The following is a 16451-nucleotide window of genomic DNA, read 5'->3' as shown; positions in this document are numbered from 1 at the left end:
ATAACTGGTGCGGGTGGGCAAAATCATTACCCTTTTGCGTCATACCAGGTTTTACCGGCGTTGGCCTCGGCCACCATGGGCACGCTGAGGTTTACCGCCTGCTCCATCTCCTCGGTGAGAAGGGCCTTGACCTGCTCCTGCTCCTGCTGGGGGCACTCCACTATCAGCTCGTCGTGGACCTGAAGTATCATCCGGGCCTTTAGACCCTCGGCCTCCAGCCGCCTGCTTACCCTTATCATGGCAATCTTGATGATATCCGCCGCCGCCCCCTGTATGGGCATATTCCTGGCTACACGCTCCCCGAAGGAGCGCATATTGAAGTTACTGCTCTTGAGCTCCGGCAGGTATCTCCTGCGGCCGAACATATCCTCTACGTACCCTGTCTCCCGGGCGCTGTCCGCCACCTCCTTCATGTAGGCGTCCACCCCGGAGTAGTTGCGCAGGTACTCTTTAATATAAGCGTCCGCCTCCTTGACGCTGACCCCGATATCCTGGGACAGGGAGTAGGCCCCGATGCCGTAGACTATGCCGAAGTTCACCGCCTTTGCCCGGCTGCGAAGCTGCGAGGTGATGAGCTCCTGGGGCATATTGAAGACCCTGGCGGCAGTTGACGCGTGGATGTCGTGGCCCTGCAAAAAGTCCTCCCGCATGGCGGGGTCGTTGGCCACATGGGCCAGGACCCTAAGCTCTATCTGGCTGTAGTCCGCGTCCACAAGCACGCCGTGCTCGGCGGCGAAGAACTTGCGGAGCTCCCGGCCGATGGGGGTGCGCACGGGGATGTTCTGCATATTGGGCTCGGTGCTGGAGATGCGGCCGGTGCGGGTCTCGGTCTGGTTAAAGCTGGAGTGTATTCGGCCGTCGGGGCCGATCACCTTCAAGAGTCCGTCGCAGTAGGTGGACTTGAGCTTTGCCACCGTGCGGTAACGGAGTATCTCGTCCACCACCGGGTTCATGGGCCGCAGGGATTCCAGCACGTCCGCATTGGTGGACCAGCCGGACTTGGTCTTTTTTCCGTGGGGCAGGCCCAGCTTCTCGAAAAGGGCTTCGCCCAGCTGCTTGGGGGAGTTGATGTTGAAGTCGTACCCCACCTGCTCAATGATGGAGTCGTGCAGGCTCTCCACCTCTTTTTGGAGCTTCTCTCCGTACTCCTTTATGCTTTCGCTGTCCACATAGAAACCAATATGCTCCATCTGGGCCAGGACAAAGCTTAATGGTATCTCGATGTTTTCCAAAAGCTCCCGCTGGTTATTGCCGTCGATGGCCTTTTGAAGGGCTTGGCATAGGCCGGGCATAACTGCCGCGCAGTTATATTCCTCCTGCTCGAAGTCCGGCAGGGGCACGGAGTATTCCGCCGCCAGCCGCAGTACGTCGTAGCCGGTGGCCGAGGGGTTCAGAAGGTATGCCGCCAGGGCCGTGTCCAGAGAGACGGACTCGAGCTTGCAGCCCATACTGAGGGCCAGCCGGTGCAGGGGCTTTATGTCGTGGGTGTGCTTTTTTATGAGGGGGTTGGTGAAGAAGGCCAGTAAAAACGCACTGTCCGGGGTGACACGCCACAAAATGTCCTTGTGGGCGAAGATAAGTGACAGGAGCTCCCCGGACTTGTCCCAGTGGCAGTAGAAGCAGGCCGCGCCCGCGTCCTCAAGCCGGGCCAGCAGGGGCGCGCCGTCCGGGAGCTCTATGACCTCGGGTCTGCCCGCGGCGACGGTGGTCTCCTGGGCGGGCGCGGCGGTAAGGCCAAACTTTTCTATCAGGGAAAATAGCTCCAGGCGCACCATTGTGCTCCCGGCGCTCTGGGGGTCGCCGGAGGTGGGGACATACTGGGAGAGGTCCGTCTCAATGGGCGCGTCCCGGCGGATGGTGCCCAGCTCGTAGCTCATAAAGGCGTTGTCCTTTGAAGCTTCAAGCTTCCTGCGGGCGGCGGGCTTTATCTCCGGGTCGTCGAGATTATTGTAGATATTTTCCAGGGAGCCGTACTTCTGCACCAGCTCCCCCGCGCCCTTGGGGCCGATGCCCGCCACGCCGGGGATGCAGTCGGAGCTGTCGCCCTGGAGGGCCTTGAGGTCAATCATCTGATGGGGGGTCACGCCGTACTCCTCCATAATTTTGGCCTCGTCGTAGACCGTCACCTGGGGCTGGCCGAACTTGGTGCTCATGAGCCGGACGGTGGTGGCGGAGGAGACCAGCTGCAGGCTGTCCCGGTCGCCGGTGGCGATGACGCAGGCGCTGCCCTCCCGCTCGGCGGCGGCGGAGAGGGTGCCCAAAATGTCATCGGCCTCCCAGCCCTCGCAGGTGACTATGCGGTAGCCAAGGTCCTTTAGAAGCTGCTGAAGGACCGGGAGCTGCTGGGCCAGCTCCTCGGGCATACCCTTGCGGTTGGACTTATAGCCGGCGTACTGCTTGTGGCGGAAGGTGGGGGCCCGCATATCGAAGGCGATGGCAACGGCGTCGGGCTCGGTTTCGTCATAAATTTTTCGGAACATGGTGAGAAAGCCGTAGATGCCGTTGGTGAAGTCGCCGGACTTGGTGGAGAGGAGCTTGATGCCGAAGAAGGCGCGGTTGAGGAGGCTGTTGCCGTCGAGGACTAAAAGTTTCATTGAGCACACTCCTTTGGGGATAGCTTATACAAAGAAACCCCGGAGTGCCGTCTCCGGGGTGAAGCCTTGCGCTTTACGAGTATATTTTAACACATATAAAGCAAAAATGCAAGGGTAATTTTGGCAGTTTATTTTTCTGAAAGGGAGGCTCTGTACACGTCCTCAATGAGCCTGTCCAGGTCCTCAAGGGTACAGAGCTCCCCGGCCCGCCGCCGGAACTCCGCCGCCCCGCGCATACCCTTTAAGTACCAGCCCACATGCTTGCGGGCTTCACGCATGGCCCGGCCCTCGGTCTTGTACTCGCACATCATGGAGATATGCCTGCGCATAGTCAGGAGCCGCTGGGAAAGGGGCGGAGGAGGTATTATAAGGCTTAGGTCTCGTATATGGGCGTTGATATCCCTGAACACCCAGGGGTTCCCAAGGGCGGCGCGGCCCACCATCACCAGGTCGCAGCCGGTCTCCGAAAGCATACGGCCGGCGGAGAGGGGGTCTGTCACGTCGCCGTTGCCGATTACCGGGAGGGACACCGCCTCCTTGACGGCCTTTATAATGGACCAGTCGGCGGCGCCCGAGTAGAACTGCTCCCGGGTGCGGGCGTGGACGGCTATGGCGTCGGCCCCGGCCTGTTCGCATATTTTGGCGGTCTCTACGGCGTTTATGTGCTCCGGGTCCCAGCCGGAGCGTATTTTTACGGTCACGGGCAGGCCGGACGGTTTTACGGCTTTTTTTACGGCATGGACGATCTCGCCGCATTTTTGCGGGTCCTTTAAAAGGGCGCTGCCTGCGCCGGAGTTCACTATCTTTGGGACCGGGCAGCCCATGTTTATGTCAATACCCGCCGGGGAGAGCGCCGCCATCTTCTCCGCGGCACGGCCCATGCAGGCGGGGTCGTCTCCAAATATCTGGAGGAATACCGGGCCCTGGTCGCGGGAAAGGTCACAGAGCTCCAGGCTCTTGCGGTCGTTAAAGTCCAGGGCCCGGGAGCTTATCATCTCCGTGACGGTGTAGGCTGCGCCGATGTCCGCGCATACACGGCGGAAGGCCGCGTCGGTGACTCCGGCCATGGGGGCCAGGGCGGCGGGGCCCTTTATCTCAAGGTTTCCTATTTTCAAGGGCGGGTCCTCCTTTACTTTATGTTGACAGAATTATACAATATAGGTTATAATGTGTTTGCTTGCCACCACCTACTCTGCAAGCAGAGAGGGGGTGAAAAGATGCAAGAGGCAATGTTATCTTTTGTGATGGCTGTCGCAGTAAATGTAGCATCGCACTACATAATCAAGTGGCTTGACAGCCTGAAGGGCGGCAAGTAAGCCTAAATGAACCCCCGGAGAGTGGCTTCTCCGGGGGTTCGCTTTGGTGAAAACATGCAAGAAATATTATCTTTTGCACTGTCATTATACCACGCCCGCCCAGAAAATGCAAGCAGGAAATCAAGAATTATTCCAGCGCCTTGGAAAAGAACATCTGGGAGTCCTCCGACACCTTCACCCCGGCGGTGGTGGAGTAGTTCTGCTCGTCCAGGGTCAGGCCGTAGCTGGGAAGGAACTCGCCTATAAAGTATTCCGCCTCGGGCAGGTCCATGTCTTTAATGAGCTTCATGGTGCTGCGTTCGGCCTCCCGGAAGTCCTGGTTGCCGGAAAGACGCTCCTCTATGCACTTTATGGCGGCGGAGATGCGGTCGGCAGCCTTTATCAGGAGCTTAAGCTCTCCGTCCCCCGGGGCGGACATGGTCATCAGTTCCCTATAATATGGGCGGAACTCCTCGGGCAGCAGGGCCACAAGGCGCTCCACCGCCAGGTTTTCCACCTCGGCATAAGCCTTGCGTATCTCCTCTGAGTGGTATTTTACCGGCGTGGGCATATCCCCGGTGATTATCTCCGACGCGTCGTGGAGAAGGGCCAGGGCCGCCGCCCGCTGGGGATCGTAGCTTTTGCCGAAGCGGGTGTTTCCTATAACCGCCAGGGCGTGGGCGATTATGGCCGTCTCTAAGGAGTGCTCTGAGAGGTTCTCGCTGCGGGTGTTGCGCATAAGGCCCCAGCGGTTTATGTACTTCATGCGGGAGAGCATGGCGAAAAAGTGGTACATCTTACGGCTCCTTTCAAGCTTATAGGGACTTTATTATAGAACAAGCTGCCGAGGCCTGTCAATATGGGGCGAAGGAAGAAAATAAAAAAGACTTCCCCCTGGCCAAGGATTGTGCTATAATATGGTAATAATATGCTTACGAGGTTGATACTATGGCGATAAAGACTCCGCAAAAGACCGGCTGGCGGGAGAACTATTTTCTCAAGGCTTTTCTCCTGGGGCTGGGGCTCAGCTTTGTGATATTCCTGCCCTTTATAATAGTGGACGGCGGCCGTTTCCTGTTCTACGGCGACTTCAACGTGCAGCAGGTACCCTTTTACAGGCTCTGCCACGACGCGATACGCTCCGGGAACTGGGGCTGGAACAGCCGCACGGACCTGGGGGCGAATTTCATCGGCTCCTACTCCTTCTACCTTCTGGGCAGCCCCTTCTTCTGGCTGACCATACCCTTCCCCTCGGAGTGGGTGCAGTTTCTGATGGGCCCGCTGCTGGTGCTGAAATTCGCCTGCGCCACCTTCACGGGGTATGTGTATATCCACCGCTATACCAAAAGCAAGGACTCGGCACTTTTGGGGGCGGTGCTCTATGCCTTCTCGGGCTTTTCAATATATAATATTTTCTTCAACCACTTCCACGAGGCCATCATATTCTTTCCCCTGCTGCTGGCCGCCTTGGACGAGTATATGTATAAACGCAGAAGGGGCGTGTTCGCCCTGGCGGTGTTCGGCTGCTGTCTGGTAAACTACTACTTCTTTGTGGGCATGGTGACCTTCACGCTTATTTACTTCTTTCTGCGGCTAATAGCGGGCAGCTGGCGTATAGGTCTTCGGGACTTTCTGCTTTTGGCCCTGGAGGCGGTGCTGGGGGTGGCCCTCTCGGGGGTGCTGCTGCTGCCGTCGGTGCTGGCGGTGCTGCAGAACAACCGGGTTTCTAACCCCGTAAACGGCTGGAACGGGGTGCTCTATAACCGCAACCAGCGGTATATGCACATAATCGAGTGCTTCTTCTTCCCCCCGGACCTGCCCGCCCGGCCCAACTTTACCCCGGACTCGGAGTCCAAATGGTCGTCTTTAGGGGCGTGGCTGCCGCTTTTCGGCATGACCGGCGTTATCGGCTGGCTCCAGCTTAGGAGAAAACACTGGCTGAAGAAGATGCTCTGGGTGCTGTTCACCATGGCTCTGGTGCCCTTTTTGAACGCCGCCTTCCAGCTGATGAACTCGGCCTACTACGCCCGGTGGTTCTATATGCTGACGCTTATGATGGCCCTCTCGACGGTGCTGGCCCTGGAGAACGATCGGGTGGACTGGAGGAGGGCAATAACCTGGAACTTTGTAATAGTCATAGCTATCGCGGGGGTAATAGGCTTTATGCCCGCGAAGGAGACCGTGGACGGCGTGGAGAGCTGGGACGTGGGGCTTATGGACTATCCCACCCGGTTCTGGAGCTATGTGGCCATATCCCTTGTGTGCCTGGGGCTGGTGGTGTTTCTGTTCCTCTTTTGCAGAAGCCGCAAGGCCTTCAAGAGGGGGGCCTTCGGGTGCCTGTCGGTGGTGACGGTGCTCTACTCCATCTTCTTCATCTCCCTTGGAAAGACCCAGTCGGACTATACCTGGGACCACCTTATCCCCTATGAGCTCAACGGCGGGGTAAATGTGCCCATCACAGACCTGCAGAGCTGCCGCTCGGACTTCTACGAGTCCATGGACAACGCGGCCATGTTCTGGCAGATACCCAGTATCCAGGCCTTCCACAGCATTGTGCCCGGGTCCGTTATGGAGTTCTATGATTCCATCGGAGTCCAGCGGGACGTGGGCTCCCGGCCCAAGGTGAGCCATTACGCCATAAGGGGCCTTCTGTCGGTAAGGTGGCTCTTTGACGACGAGTCGGACACGGAGTATTTTGCCGGCAGCGAGATGGACAACACGGCCATGCCCGGCTGGGCGTATTATGGCAACGCCAACGGATATGATATATGGGAGAACGAGTTTTACGTGCCCATGGGCTTCACCTATAAATACTACCTGCCCAGAAGCGAGTACGAGGAGCTTACAAAGGGCAGCGACACCTCTGTGGGGCAAAGGGAGCTCTCCATGCTCCGGGCCCTGATAGTGGAGGACGAGGACGTCCCGAAGGTGGAGGGGCTGTTGGAGCTTTTGCCCGAAGATATGCGGCACTTCAGCGAGCGGAACTATATGGACGACTGCCTTGAGCGGGCGGCGGAGGCCTGTAAGTCCTTTGGCTATAATAACTCCGGCTTCTCCGCGGAGATAGACACCGGCGGGGACCAGCTGGTTTTCTTCAGCGTGCCCTATGAGCCCGGCTGGAGCGCCCAGGTCAACGGCCAGAAGGCGGAGATACTCCGGGTTAACGTGGGCTTTATGGCGGTGGCGGCGCCGGGGGGAGAGAGTGTGCATATTGACTTTACTTATTCCACCCCGGGGCTTACGGCGGGAATACTCATGAGCCTGGCGGCGCTTGCGGGGCTGATAGCGTATCTTGCCGTTATGAAGCGTATGCCGGAGCCCGAGGGGCCCAAGTACCCGAAGCTCATGCGCGTGGGGAACGTGGCGGCCTGGGCGAAGAAGAACAGCCCCCAGAGCCGCAGGCCCGTAAGGCTAAGGCGCAGGCCGGTGCGCCGGGCGGCTCTGCCCCGGGTGGCTCCTGCGCCGCCAAGGGCCCCGGCACAGCCGGAGCCGCCAGGGAAGCAGGAGAAGAAGGAACAGGCCCCGAAAAGGTTCCAGCCCAGGCCTTGGCCTCAGCTTGAGGAGCCGGAGGGAGCTGCCGGGGAGGAAAAGAGACCGGAGGATACCCCGAAGACTGAGCGGAAGGAGGACGTATAAATGGGTCCGACTGTATATTTTGTGATACCCTGCTATAACGAGGAGGAGGTGCTGCCGGAGACCGTGCGGCGGCTGACGGAGAAGCTGGACTCCATGAGGGCGGGCGGCCTTGCGAACGAAAAAAGCCGTATGCTTTTGGTGGACGACGGCAGCCGCGACAGGACCTGGGAAATAATCTCGGGGCTAAACAGGGAGAACCCCTATGTGGAGGGGGTAAAGCTGGCCCATAACAGGGGGCACCAGAACGCCCTTCTGTGCGGGCTGATGACGGCCAAGGAATACTGCGACTGCGCCATAAGCCTGGACGCGGATTTGCAGGACGACGTGGACGCTCTGGACAAGTTCGTGGAGAAGCACCTTGAGGGCTGCGACGTGGTCTATGGGGTCAGGAACAAGCGGGAGACGGACACCTGGTTCAAGCGCACCACCGCCGAGGGGTTCTATAAGGTGATGAAGCTTTTGGGTGTGGATATAGTCTTTAACCATGCGGACTACAGGCTCATGAGCAAAAGGGCGCTTCAGGGCCTTTCGGAGTATAAAGAGGTGAACCTGTTCCTTAGGGGCATTGTGCCGCTTATAGGCTATAGGAGCGACTATGTGTACTACGACAGGCACGAGCGCTTTGCGGGGGAGAGTAAGTACCCCTTGAAGAAGATGATCTCCTTTGCCCTGGACGGCATCACCAGCTTCAGCGTAAAGCCCCTAAAGCTCATATCGAACTTCGGGATACTCATATCAATACTCAGTATATTCGGGCTTTTATACGCCCTGATATCCTACTTCGCGGGCCTGGCGGTGTCCGGCTGGACGGCCATAGTCTGCTCCATCTGGCTTCTGGGGGGGCTTCAGATGCTCTGCCTTGGCGTGGTGGGCGGGTATATCGGCAAGATATACAGCGAGGTGAAGGCCCGGCCCAGGTACAGGGTGGAGGAGCATTTGAGAAATACGGAAAACCCCCTTGACAAAGGGAAATAAATAGCGTATAATACCAGAGGAAAATAAAGCGGGAGACTTTGCGTAAGCGAATGTCAGACTTTGCGTAAGCGAACGTCATGCTTAGCGCAACGAAGTCTTCTCCACCTGCGGTGCAAATACGTACCATAGGTCAATACGGTTTGAGGGCCTGTTTTACGGGCCTTTACGCTATGTGTTGATCCTGCGGGTGGAGCGCGTTCCACCCGCTTTTTCCGTGAGGAACGAGGATATCGCTTGATGGAGGTGCGGAACATTAGCAGCAAGGAACTACAGATCAACGAACAGATCCGTGACAGGGAGATAAGGGTGATTGATTCCGACGGCTCCCAGCTGGGGATAATGCCAGCAAGGCGGGCCATGGAGCTGGCGGAGCAGAAGAATCTGGATCTGGTGAAGATCGCGCCCCAGGCGACCCCGCCGGTGTGCAAGATCATCGACTATGGCAAGTACCGCTTTGAGCAGAGCAAGCGGGAAAAGGAGCAGCGCAAGAACCAGCGGGTGGTGGAGATAAAAGAGGTTCGCCTGTCGCTGAACATTGACGTCCACGACTTTGAAACCAAGAAGAATCATGCCATGCGCTTTATCTCAGAGGGGAACAAGGTCAAGGCCTCCATCCGTTTCAGGGGCCGCGAAATGGGTCACCCGGAGCTGGGGCTGGAGATAATGAAGCGCTTTTCAGAGGCCATGGCCGAGGTGGCCAACGTGGAGCGCCAGCCGAAGCTGGAGGGCCGCACCATGATGATGTTCTTGGCGCCAAAACCGGCAAAGTGAGCGCCGTCCGATATTCTAGGGATGGGGCTTAATATTGGCTTTAATATCAAGGAGGAATAAAGTATGCCTAAACTGAAGACTCACAGCGGCGCGAAAAAGCGCTTCAAGCTCTCGAAAAACGGCAAGGTGATCCGCGCCCATGCGTTCACAAGCCACCTGTTCAACGGCCACGGCAAGACCCCCAAGGTCAAGCGCCATGCCAGGGGCACCACTGTTACCGACAAGACCAACACCGCAGCCGTAAAGCGGATGCTGCCCTATAAATAAGACTTGGGAAACTGCGTATATAAGCTTATGATAAGATAAAATGCGCGGAGCAGCTGTCCGCGTTTAACCGGGAAAGGATTGAGAAGCTATGGCAAGAGTAAAGGGTGCGCTGATGACGCGCAAGAGAAGGAAAAAGGTTCTGAAGCTGGCAAAGGGCTACTGGGGTTCAAAGAGCCGCCACTTTAAAATGGCCAAACAGGCCGTGATGAAATCCGGCAACTATGCCTACATCGGCCGCAAGCAGCGCAAGCGCGATTTCCGCCGCCTGTGGATAACCCGCATCTCTGCGGGCTGCCGCATGAACGGGGTCAACTACTCCACCTTTATGAATGGGCTTAAAAAGGCCGGGGTAACGCTGAACCGCAAGATGCTCTCTGAGATCGCCATCGCCGACCCCCAGGGCTTTACCGCTCTGGTGGAGAAGGCCAAGGCGGCACTGTAAACTGCCCGCCGCATACCGCGGCACCCGCGCCTGAGGCTCCCTGCCTTGGGCGTTTATATTCTGTATACGGGAGGGGAGCACTATGGAGCGTATCACCAGCCGCCGCAATCCCCTGGTAAGGTCCGCCGCGGCCCTGCTGGGCTCCTCCCGGGAGCGGCGGGAGCGGCGGGAGTTCCTGTGCGAGGGGGCAAGGCTCTGCCGGGACGCTGCGGCTTCCGGCGTGAAGATAAAGACGTGTTTCTTTACCCCCAGGGCTCGGGAAAAATACCGGGGATACCTGGAGAGGATACTGGGCGCGGCGGAGTCGGTCTATATGATAGAGGACCCGGTGGCCGGGCTTCTCTCGGACACCAAGAGCCCCCAGGGAATATTCTGCCTGTGCGCCTGGCCCCGGCAGGCGGCTAATAACGGGCAGGCGGCTCCTGACGAGCCGTGCCTGGTGCTGGAGAACCTCCAGGACCCCGGGAACCTGGGGACCATACTGCGCACCGCCGAGGCGTTGGGGCGTTTTCGGGTGTTCCTTTTGGGGGACTGCTGCGACCCCCTGTCCCCCAAGGCCCTGCGGGCCTCCATGGGCGCGGCTTTCCGGCTTTGGCCGGAGGGGGCGGCTTCGGCGGAGGAACTGCTTTGGCGGCTTAAGAACGAGGGGTATTCTATCCACGGCGCGGTGCCGGCGGAGACGGCCAGACCTGTTACCGGCATAGACTTTACCAAGGGCCGTCACACGGTGGTAATAGGCAACGAGGGCAGCGGACTTACCAGGGAGACGGCGGGACTCTGCCATGACCTTATCACCATACCCATGGGCGGCCGGGCGGAGTCGCTGAACGCGGCGGCGGCGGCCACGGTCCTGCTCTGGGAGCTTTTACGAAGGGGGGAGTCCGATGGCACAGCGGAATAATATAGTGTTCTGGATGTGGGCCCAGCAGGCCTTCGGCCCGGGCAGCGGCACGCCCTGGCACATATACAAGAGCTTCCCCGGGGGCTTGGAGGGCTTTTACCGGGCGGGGCCCAGGTGCTGGAACAGGCTGGACTATGTGTCGGAGGTCCAGACCGAGTCTCTGGCCGTGTGTACAGCGGAGGAGGCCATGGCCCGGCTGGAGTACGCCCTGCGGCTGGGCTGGCAGGTGGTAACGCCGGAGTGTGAGCAATATCCCCAGGAACTGAGGAATATTTCTGACCCTCCTGCGGTACTGTATATTAAGGGCGCGGAGCCCCGGGGGCTTACGGGCCCGAAGGTGGCCGTGGCGGGGGCCAGAAAGGCCCTGCCCGAGAGCCTTGACGCCGCGAGAAGCATAGGCTATCAGCTGGCCACGGCGGGCGGCGTTGTAGTTACCGGAGAGGCCGTTGGCGTGGACGCCGGAGTAATGGAGGGCGTTATCGCCGCAGGCGGCCGGGCCGTATGCGTGCTGCCGGTGGATCTGAGCAGCCCCTATATGGCCAAGACCGCCCATCTGCGCCGAAGGGTGCTGGAGCAGGGCGGGGCGCTTATGACGGAGTATTTCTCCCAGCGCAGTCCGGCCCAGGGCGGTTTTCAGCTGCGCAACCGGCTGATAACCGGGCTCTGTCCCAAGGTGGTGCTGATACAGGCCGCAGAGAAGAGCGGCACCATGATTTACGCCCGGCACGCCGCAGGACAGGGCAGGAGACTCTATGTGTTCCCGGGACCCGAAGGGGCCGGGGAGTTTGCCGGGAGCCGCAGGCTTCTCCGGGAGGGAGCCGTGCCTGTGTACAGCGGCAGCGAGGTACTGGGCACGGACAGGGCGATTGCAATGGAGACCCCGACGGCAGTAAAAAGCCCCGAAGGGGAACCGCCAAAGAAGCAGGGGCTGCCAGAGAGACAAGAATTGTCTTTTGAACAACAGGCGGTGCTGGCTCAGCTTGAGGAGGGCCCGCACACGGTGGACGAGCTCACGGAGGGCTGCGGCATGGACCCGGGAAAGCTTTTGCGGCTTCTGACCCGGATGGAGATGCAGGGGCTTATCGAGAGCGCCCCGGGCCGCAGATACAGCCGCCCGCTTAAACTATAAGAGATAGAGGAAACGAGATATGTCTAAATTAGTCATTGTGGAGTCGCCTTCAAAGGCGAAGACCATACAGAAATACCTGGGGCCGGACTATCAGGTGGTGGCCTCCATGGGCCACGTGCGGGACCTGCCGAAGGCAAGGCTCTGCGTGGACGTAAAGGACAATTTCAGGCCAAAATACACCATTATAAAGGGCAAGGAGCAGCTGGTGAAGGACCTGAAGGCCGCAGCCCAGAAGTCCGACGGAGTGCTGCTGGCTACCGACCCGGACCGGGAGGGGGAGGCCATCTCCTGGCATCTGGCGTACCTTCTGGACCTGCCCGAGGACGCTTTGGACCGGGTGACCTTCAACGAGATAACCAAGACCGGTGTATCCGAGGGCATGGCCCATCCCAGGACCATCGATATGGATCTGGTGAACGCCCAGCAGGCAAGGCGTATTCTTGACAGGCTTGTGGGCTATACCTTAAGCCCTTTCTTGGTAAAGACCATCAGAAAGGGCCTTTCCGCCGGGCGGGTGCAGTCCGTGGCGGTGCGCATGATAGTGGACCGGGAGGAGGAGATACGCGCCTTTGTGCCAAAGGAATATTGGAGCATAGACGCGAAGCTCACCGCGCCCCCTGCAAGGGTGGTGTTCCCGGCGGCGTTCTATGGGGACGAGAGCGGCGAGATAGAGATAACGAACAAGGAGCAGGCCGACGCGATACTCTCCGAGATACAGAAGGAGGAGTTTGTGGTGGGCCCGGTGAAAAAGGGCAGGCGGAGCCGCCAGCCCGCCCCGCCCTTTATCACCTCTACCCTTCAGCAGGAGGCTTCGAAGCGGCTGGGCTTCCAGGCCTACCGCACCATGCGGGCGGCCCAGGAGCTGTATGAGGGCGTGGACGTGGAGGGCCACGGGGCCGTGGGCCTTATCACCTATATGCGTACCGACTCCCTTCGGGTGTCCGAGGACGCCCTTCGGGACGCGTCGGAGTTTATAAAGGGCCGCTGGGGAGAGAAGTACCTGCCCCCGAAGCCACGGCACTATAAGTCCCGGGCTGGGGCCCAGGACGGCCACGAGGCCATACGACCCTCTACCATCAGCCTGACCCCGGAGCAGGTGAAGGGGTCCTTGACCCCGGACCAGTTTAAGCTCTATAAGCTCATCTGGGAGCGGTTCATCTCCAGCCAGATGGCAAACTGTGTGCTGAACACCACCCAGGCCAATATAAAGGCCGGGAGATATATCTTCAAGGCCAGCGGCTTCAACGTGAACTTTGAGGGCTTTACGGCCCTGTATGAGGAGACGAAGGAGGACGACGAGAAGGCCGGGAGGGACCTGCCGCCCCTGGAGGAGGGCATGAAGCTGCGGGTCCGGGAGCTGCTGCCGAACCAGCACTTTACCCAGCCGCCCCCGAGATATACCGAGGCCTCGCTGATAAAGACCCTGGAGGAGAACGGCATAGGCCGGCCCTCCACCTACGCGGCCACCATCTCCACCATCACCATGCGGGAGTACGTCACCAGAGAGGGCAAGGCCTTTAAACCCACGGAGCTGGGAGAGGTCATCACCAAGCTCATGAAGGAGCAGTTCCCCAAAATCGTGAACGTGCGCTTCACCGCCCAGGTGGAGGACGACCTGGACGCGGTGCAGCGGGGGGACGAGGAGTGGGTGGATACTCTGCATACCTTCTATGACGACTTTGACAAGACTGTTCAAAAGGCCAAAAAGGCCATGGACGGGGTGAAGATACACCTGAAGGAGGACGAGACCGACGAGATCTGCGACAAGTGCGGGCGGCCCATGGTGGTGAAGCACGGGCGCTTCGGCAAGTTTATCGCCTGTTCGGGGTACCCCGAGTGCCAGAACATCAAGAAGATTGTGAAGCCCACCGGGGCCGAGTGCCCCAAGTGCGGAGGGAACATTATAGAGCGCAAATCCAAGAAGGGCCGGGTGTTCTACGGCTGCGACCGCTATCCCGAGTGCGACTTCGTCAGCTGGGACCCGCCCAGTAAGGAGAAGTGCCCGGTCTGCGGCAAGGTGCTCCTGCAAAAGAAGACCAAGGATAAGCGGCTGTACTGCGTCACAGAGGGCTGCACCTTCCAGGGGAAGGTGCCCAAGGAGTGAGCCTATGGAGAGCATAACCGTTATCGGCGGGGGGCTGGCCGGGTGCGAGGCCGCGTGGCAGATTGCCAAAAGGGGCGTGCCGGTGAAGCTCTATGAGATGAAGCCGGAGAGGTTTTCCCCGGCCCATAAGAGCCCGGGGCTCGCCGAGCTCATCTGCTCCAACTCCCTTAAAGCGGCGCGTATAGAGAGCGCGGCGGGGCTTCTTAAAGAGGAGATGCGGCGGCTGGGGTCGCTCTTGATGGACTGCGCCGGGAGGTGCAGCGTCCCTGCGGGGGGAGCCCTGGCGGTGGACAGGGAGGAGTTTTCCCGCCTTGCCACAGAGGCCATAGAGGGCGAGCCACTTATAGAGCTCTACCGCCGGGAGGTCACGGAGATACCCGGGGGCGTTACAGTTATAGCCAGCGGGCCGCTGACAGAGGGCGGGCTTGCCGGGGAGATAGAGAAGCTCTGCGGGGGAAGGCTCAGCTTTTTCGACGCGGCCGCGCCTATAGTTGCGGCGGAGAGCATTGACATGACTAAGTGCTTCGCCGCTTCAAGGTATGGGCGGGGCGAGGATGACTATATCAACTGCCCCATGAATAAAGAGGAGTACGAGCGGTTCGTCACGGAGCTGGTGGGCGCTGAGAGAGCGCCTTTGCACGGCTGTGATGCGAGTTCCCCCGAAGGGGGAAGCTCGGAGGACCCGAAGGTTTATGAAGGCTGTATGCCCATAGAGGTCTTGGCCTCCCGGGGCCGGGATGCAATACGCTTCGGGCCCATGAAGCCGGTGGGGCTCACAGACCCGCGCACCGGTCACAGGCCCTGGGCGGTGGTGCAGCTTCGGGCGGAGAACAGGGAGAGGACCCTCTATAACCTGGTGGGCTTTCAGACGAACTTGAAGTTCGGGGAGCAGAAGCGGGTGTTCGGTATGATACCGGGGCTCCTGAACGCGGAGTTCATGCGGTACGGCGTTATGCACAGGAACACGTTTCTGGACTCCCCAAGGGTGCTGGACGCGGATTATTCCCTGAGGACAAGGCCGGAGCTTTTCTTCGCCGGGCAGATGACCGGCGTGGAGGGGTATATGGAGTCGGCGGCCTCGGGAATGCTGGCGGGCATAAATGCCGTTAAGAGGAGGCACGGACAGGAAACTTTGGTTTTGCCCGGGACCACGATGATAGGGGCGCTGAGCCGGTACATTGCCGGGTACGAGGGCAAGGACTTTCAGCCTATGGGCGCGAACTTTGGCATACTGCCGCCCCTTCCCACACATATTCGGGACAAGCGGGAGAGGTACGCGGGGCTCTCAAAACGGGCCCTTCTTGACCTCGGAAAGGAGATATCATGCGCATTATAGTGGACGGCTTCGGCGGGGACAACGCCCCGGGGGAGATACTCTTGGGCTGCGCCCGGGCCATGGAGGAACTGGGCATTGACATAAGCGTGGCGGGGGACAAGGACAAGCTTCTTAAAAGCGCCAGGGAGCTGGGGCTTGAGGGCAGCTTTAACAGGATGGAGGTCCTGCACTGCACAGACGTACTCACAATGGAGGACGAGCCGGACAGCGTGCTCAAGGCCAAATCCGGGAGCTCCATGGCAGTGGGGCTCCGGGCCCTCTGCGAGGGCGGGGGCGACGCCTTTGCCAGCGCGGGGAACAGCGGGGCATTGGCGGTTGGGGCCACCATGATAGTGAAGAGGATAAAGGGCGTGAAGCGCATAGCCTTCGCGCCGGTGCTGCCCACCACCAAGACCCCCTTTATTATATCCGACGGCGGTGCCAACGTCCAGTGCCGGCCGGAGATGCTCTTGCAGTTCGGGCTCATGGGCTCGGTGTACATGGAGAAGGTCATGGGGGTGAAAAATCCCCGGGTGGGCCTTGTGAACCTGGGCACCGAGGAGCATAAGGGGGACGACCTGAGAAAAGAGGCCCACGCGCTTTTGAAGGGCTGCGGCGGGATGAACTTTATCGGGAACATAGAGCCAAGGGACCTCCCTTATGGTATGTGCGACGTGGCCGTTGCCGACGGCTTTACCGGGAACACGGTGCTGAAGCTCTATGAGGGCACGGCCCTTGCCATGATGGGCATGGTGAAGGACATCTTTAAAAAGTCCCTTAAAAACAAGCTGGCCGCAGGGCTGATATACGGGGACCTGCAGGGCCTTAAAAAGACCATGGACTATAACTCCTACGGCGGCGCGCCGCTGATAGGGGCCGCGAAGCCTGTGTTCAAGATGCACGGCAACACAAAGGCCTACGCCGTGCAGAGCGCTTTGAAGCTTGTGCGGGACTGTACGGAGTCGGGATATGTAGAGGCCATAGGGGCCGCGCTGGGAAAGTAAATTTGGGGAGGTGCCTAA

At 59.5% G+C, this 16451-nt stretch carries 13 protein-coding genes; 10 read left to right on the top strand and 3 right to left on the bottom strand.

Going from position 1 to position 16451, the window contains the following annotated elements; translation table 11 throughout:
• Positions 1-26: 26 nt before the first annotated feature.
• From polA to yfbR, 3 genes are all read right to left on the bottom strand, one after another.
• Positions 27-2594, bottom strand: a complete 2568-nt coding sequence (gene polA / locus ADH66_RS14935) for a DNA polymerase I (RefSeq protein WP_066539134.1) — start codon at positions 2592-2594, stop codon at positions 27-29.
• Positions 2595-2722: 128 nt separating this feature from the next.
• A complete protein-coding gene (dusB, locus tag ADH66_RS14930; RefSeq protein WP_066539135.1) occupies positions 2723-3709 on the bottom strand; it encodes a tRNA dihydrouridine synthase DusB in 987 nt (328 codons plus the stop codon).
• 328 nt (positions 3710-4037) lie between these two features.
• Entirely contained in the window at positions 4038-4685 is a 648-nt protein-coding gene (yfbR, locus tag ADH66_RS14925) for a 5'-deoxynucleotidase (protein WP_066539136.1), read from the bottom strand.
• A gap of 152 nt (positions 4686-4837) precedes the next feature.
• Here yfbR and ADH66_RS14920 point away from each other — a divergent pair, with 152 nt between their 5' ends.
• From ADH66_RS14920 to plsX, 10 genes are all read left to right on the top strand, one after another.
• A complete protein-coding gene (locus ADH66_RS14920) occupies positions 4838-7525 on the top strand; it encodes a YfhO family protein (protein ID WP_066539138.1) in 2688 nt (895 codons plus the stop codon).
• Positions 7526-8500 carry a glycosyltransferase family 2 protein gene (locus tag ADH66_RS14915; protein ID WP_066539140.1) on the top strand — a complete coding sequence of 325 codons (975 nt, stop codon included), beginning with the start codon at positions 7526-7528 and terminating at the stop codon, positions 8498-8500. It begins immediately after the preceding gene.
• A gap of 237 nt (positions 8501-8737) precedes the next feature.
• On the top strand, positions 8738-9271 hold the full coding sequence (gene infC, locus ADH66_RS14910; RefSeq protein WP_066539142.1) for a translation initiation factor IF-3: 534 nt from the start codon (positions 8738-8740) through the stop codon (positions 9269-9271).
• A gap of 63 nt (positions 9272-9334) precedes the next feature.
• The gene (gene rpmI / locus ADH66_RS14905) at positions 9335-9538 is read left to right on the top strand and encodes a 50S ribosomal protein L35 (protein WP_066539144.1); all 204 of its coding nucleotides are present in this window, start codon (positions 9335-9337) and stop codon (positions 9536-9538) included.
• A gap of 88 nt (positions 9539-9626) precedes the next feature.
• Positions 9627-9980 carry a 50S ribosomal protein L20 gene (rplT, locus tag ADH66_RS14900; RefSeq protein ID WP_066539146.1) on the top strand — a complete coding sequence of 118 codons (354 nt, stop codon included), beginning with the start codon at positions 9627-9629 and terminating at the stop codon, positions 9978-9980.
• An 82-nt stretch (positions 9981-10062) separates the two neighbouring features.
• On the top strand, positions 10063-10881 hold the full coding sequence (locus ADH66_RS14895; RefSeq protein WP_066539151.1) for a TrmH family RNA methyltransferase: 819 nt from the start codon (positions 10063-10065) through the stop codon (positions 10879-10881).
• Entirely contained in the window at positions 10865-12010 is a 1146-nt protein-coding gene (locus tag ADH66_RS14890) for a DNA-processing protein DprA (protein ID WP_066539158.1), read from the top strand. The genes ADH66_RS14895 and ADH66_RS14890 overlap by 17 nt, the downstream gene beginning before the upstream one ends.
• A gap of 19 nt (positions 12011-12029) precedes the next feature.
• On the top strand, positions 12030-14114 hold the full coding sequence (gene topA / locus ADH66_RS14885) for a type I DNA topoisomerase (protein WP_066539159.1): 2085 nt from the start codon (positions 12030-12032) through the stop codon (positions 14112-14114).
• A 4-nt stretch (positions 14115-14118) separates the two neighbouring features.
• Positions 14119-15450, top strand: a complete 1332-nt coding sequence (gene trmFO / locus ADH66_RS14880; protein ID WP_066539160.1) for a methylenetetrahydrofolate--tRNA-(uracil(54)-C(5))-methyltransferase (FADH(2)-oxidizing) TrmFO — start codon at positions 14119-14121, stop codon at positions 15448-15450.
• A complete protein-coding gene (gene plsX, locus ADH66_RS14875; protein ID WP_066539162.1) occupies positions 15438-16433 on the top strand; it encodes a phosphate acyltransferase PlsX in 996 nt (331 codons plus the stop codon). Before trmFO ends, plsX begins: the two co-directional genes overlap by 13 nt.
• Positions 16434-16451 lie beyond the last annotated feature (18 nt).

This window comes from Acutalibacter muris (genome assembly GCF_002201475.1).
Taxonomy (GTDB): Bacteria; Bacillota; Clostridia; order Oscillospirales; family Acutalibacteraceae; genus Acutalibacter; species Acutalibacter muris.
The sequence above is the reverse complement of the archived record's forward strand: the minus strand, read 5'-3'. Positions and strand labels throughout refer to the sequence as shown.

Bases quoted from the DNA above. Each gene is read 5' to 3' on its own strand.
- rpmI (WP_066539144.1), top strand. From the start codon at position 9,335: ATGCCTAAACTGAAGACTCACAGCGGCGCGAAAAAGCGCTTCAAGCTC.
- ADH66_RS14915 (WP_066539140.1), top strand. From the start codon at position 7,526: ATGGGTCCGACTGTATATTTTGTGATACCCTGCTATAACGAGGAGGAG.
- trmFO (WP_066539160.1), top strand. From the start codon at position 14,119: ATGGAGAGCATAACCGTTATCGGCGGGGGGCTGGCCGGGTGCGAGGCC.
- plsX (WP_066539162.1), top strand. From the start codon at position 15,438: ATGCGCATTATAGTGGACGGCTTCGGCGGGGACAACGCCCCGGGGGAG.
- infC (WP_066539142.1), top strand. From the start codon at position 8,738: ATGGAGGTGCGGAACATTAGCAGCAAGGAACTACAGATCAACGAACAG.
- yfbR (WP_066539136.1), bottom strand. From the start codon at position 4,685: ATGTACCACTTTTTCGCCATGCTCTCCCGCATGAAGTACATAAACCGC.
- topA (WP_066539159.1), top strand. From the start codon at position 12,030: ATGTCTAAATTAGTCATTGTGGAGTCGCCTTCAAAGGCGAAGACCATA.
- ADH66_RS14890 (WP_066539158.1), top strand. From the start codon at position 10,865: ATGGCACAGCGGAATAATATAGTGTTCTGGATGTGGGCCCAGCAGGCC.
- ADH66_RS14920 (WP_066539138.1), top strand. From the start codon at position 4,838: ATGGCGATAAAGACTCCGCAAAAGACCGGCTGGCGGGAGAACTATTTT.
- rplT (WP_066539146.1), top strand. From the start codon at position 9,627: ATGGCAAGAGTAAAGGGTGCGCTGATGACGCGCAAGAGAAGGAAAAAG.
- polA (WP_066539134.1), bottom strand. From the start codon at position 2,594: ATGAAACTTTTAGTCCTCGACGGCAACAGCCTCCTCAACCGCGCCTTC.
- ADH66_RS14895 (WP_066539151.1), top strand. From the start codon at position 10,063: ATGGAGCGTATCACCAGCCGCCGCAATCCCCTGGTAAGGTCCGCCGCG.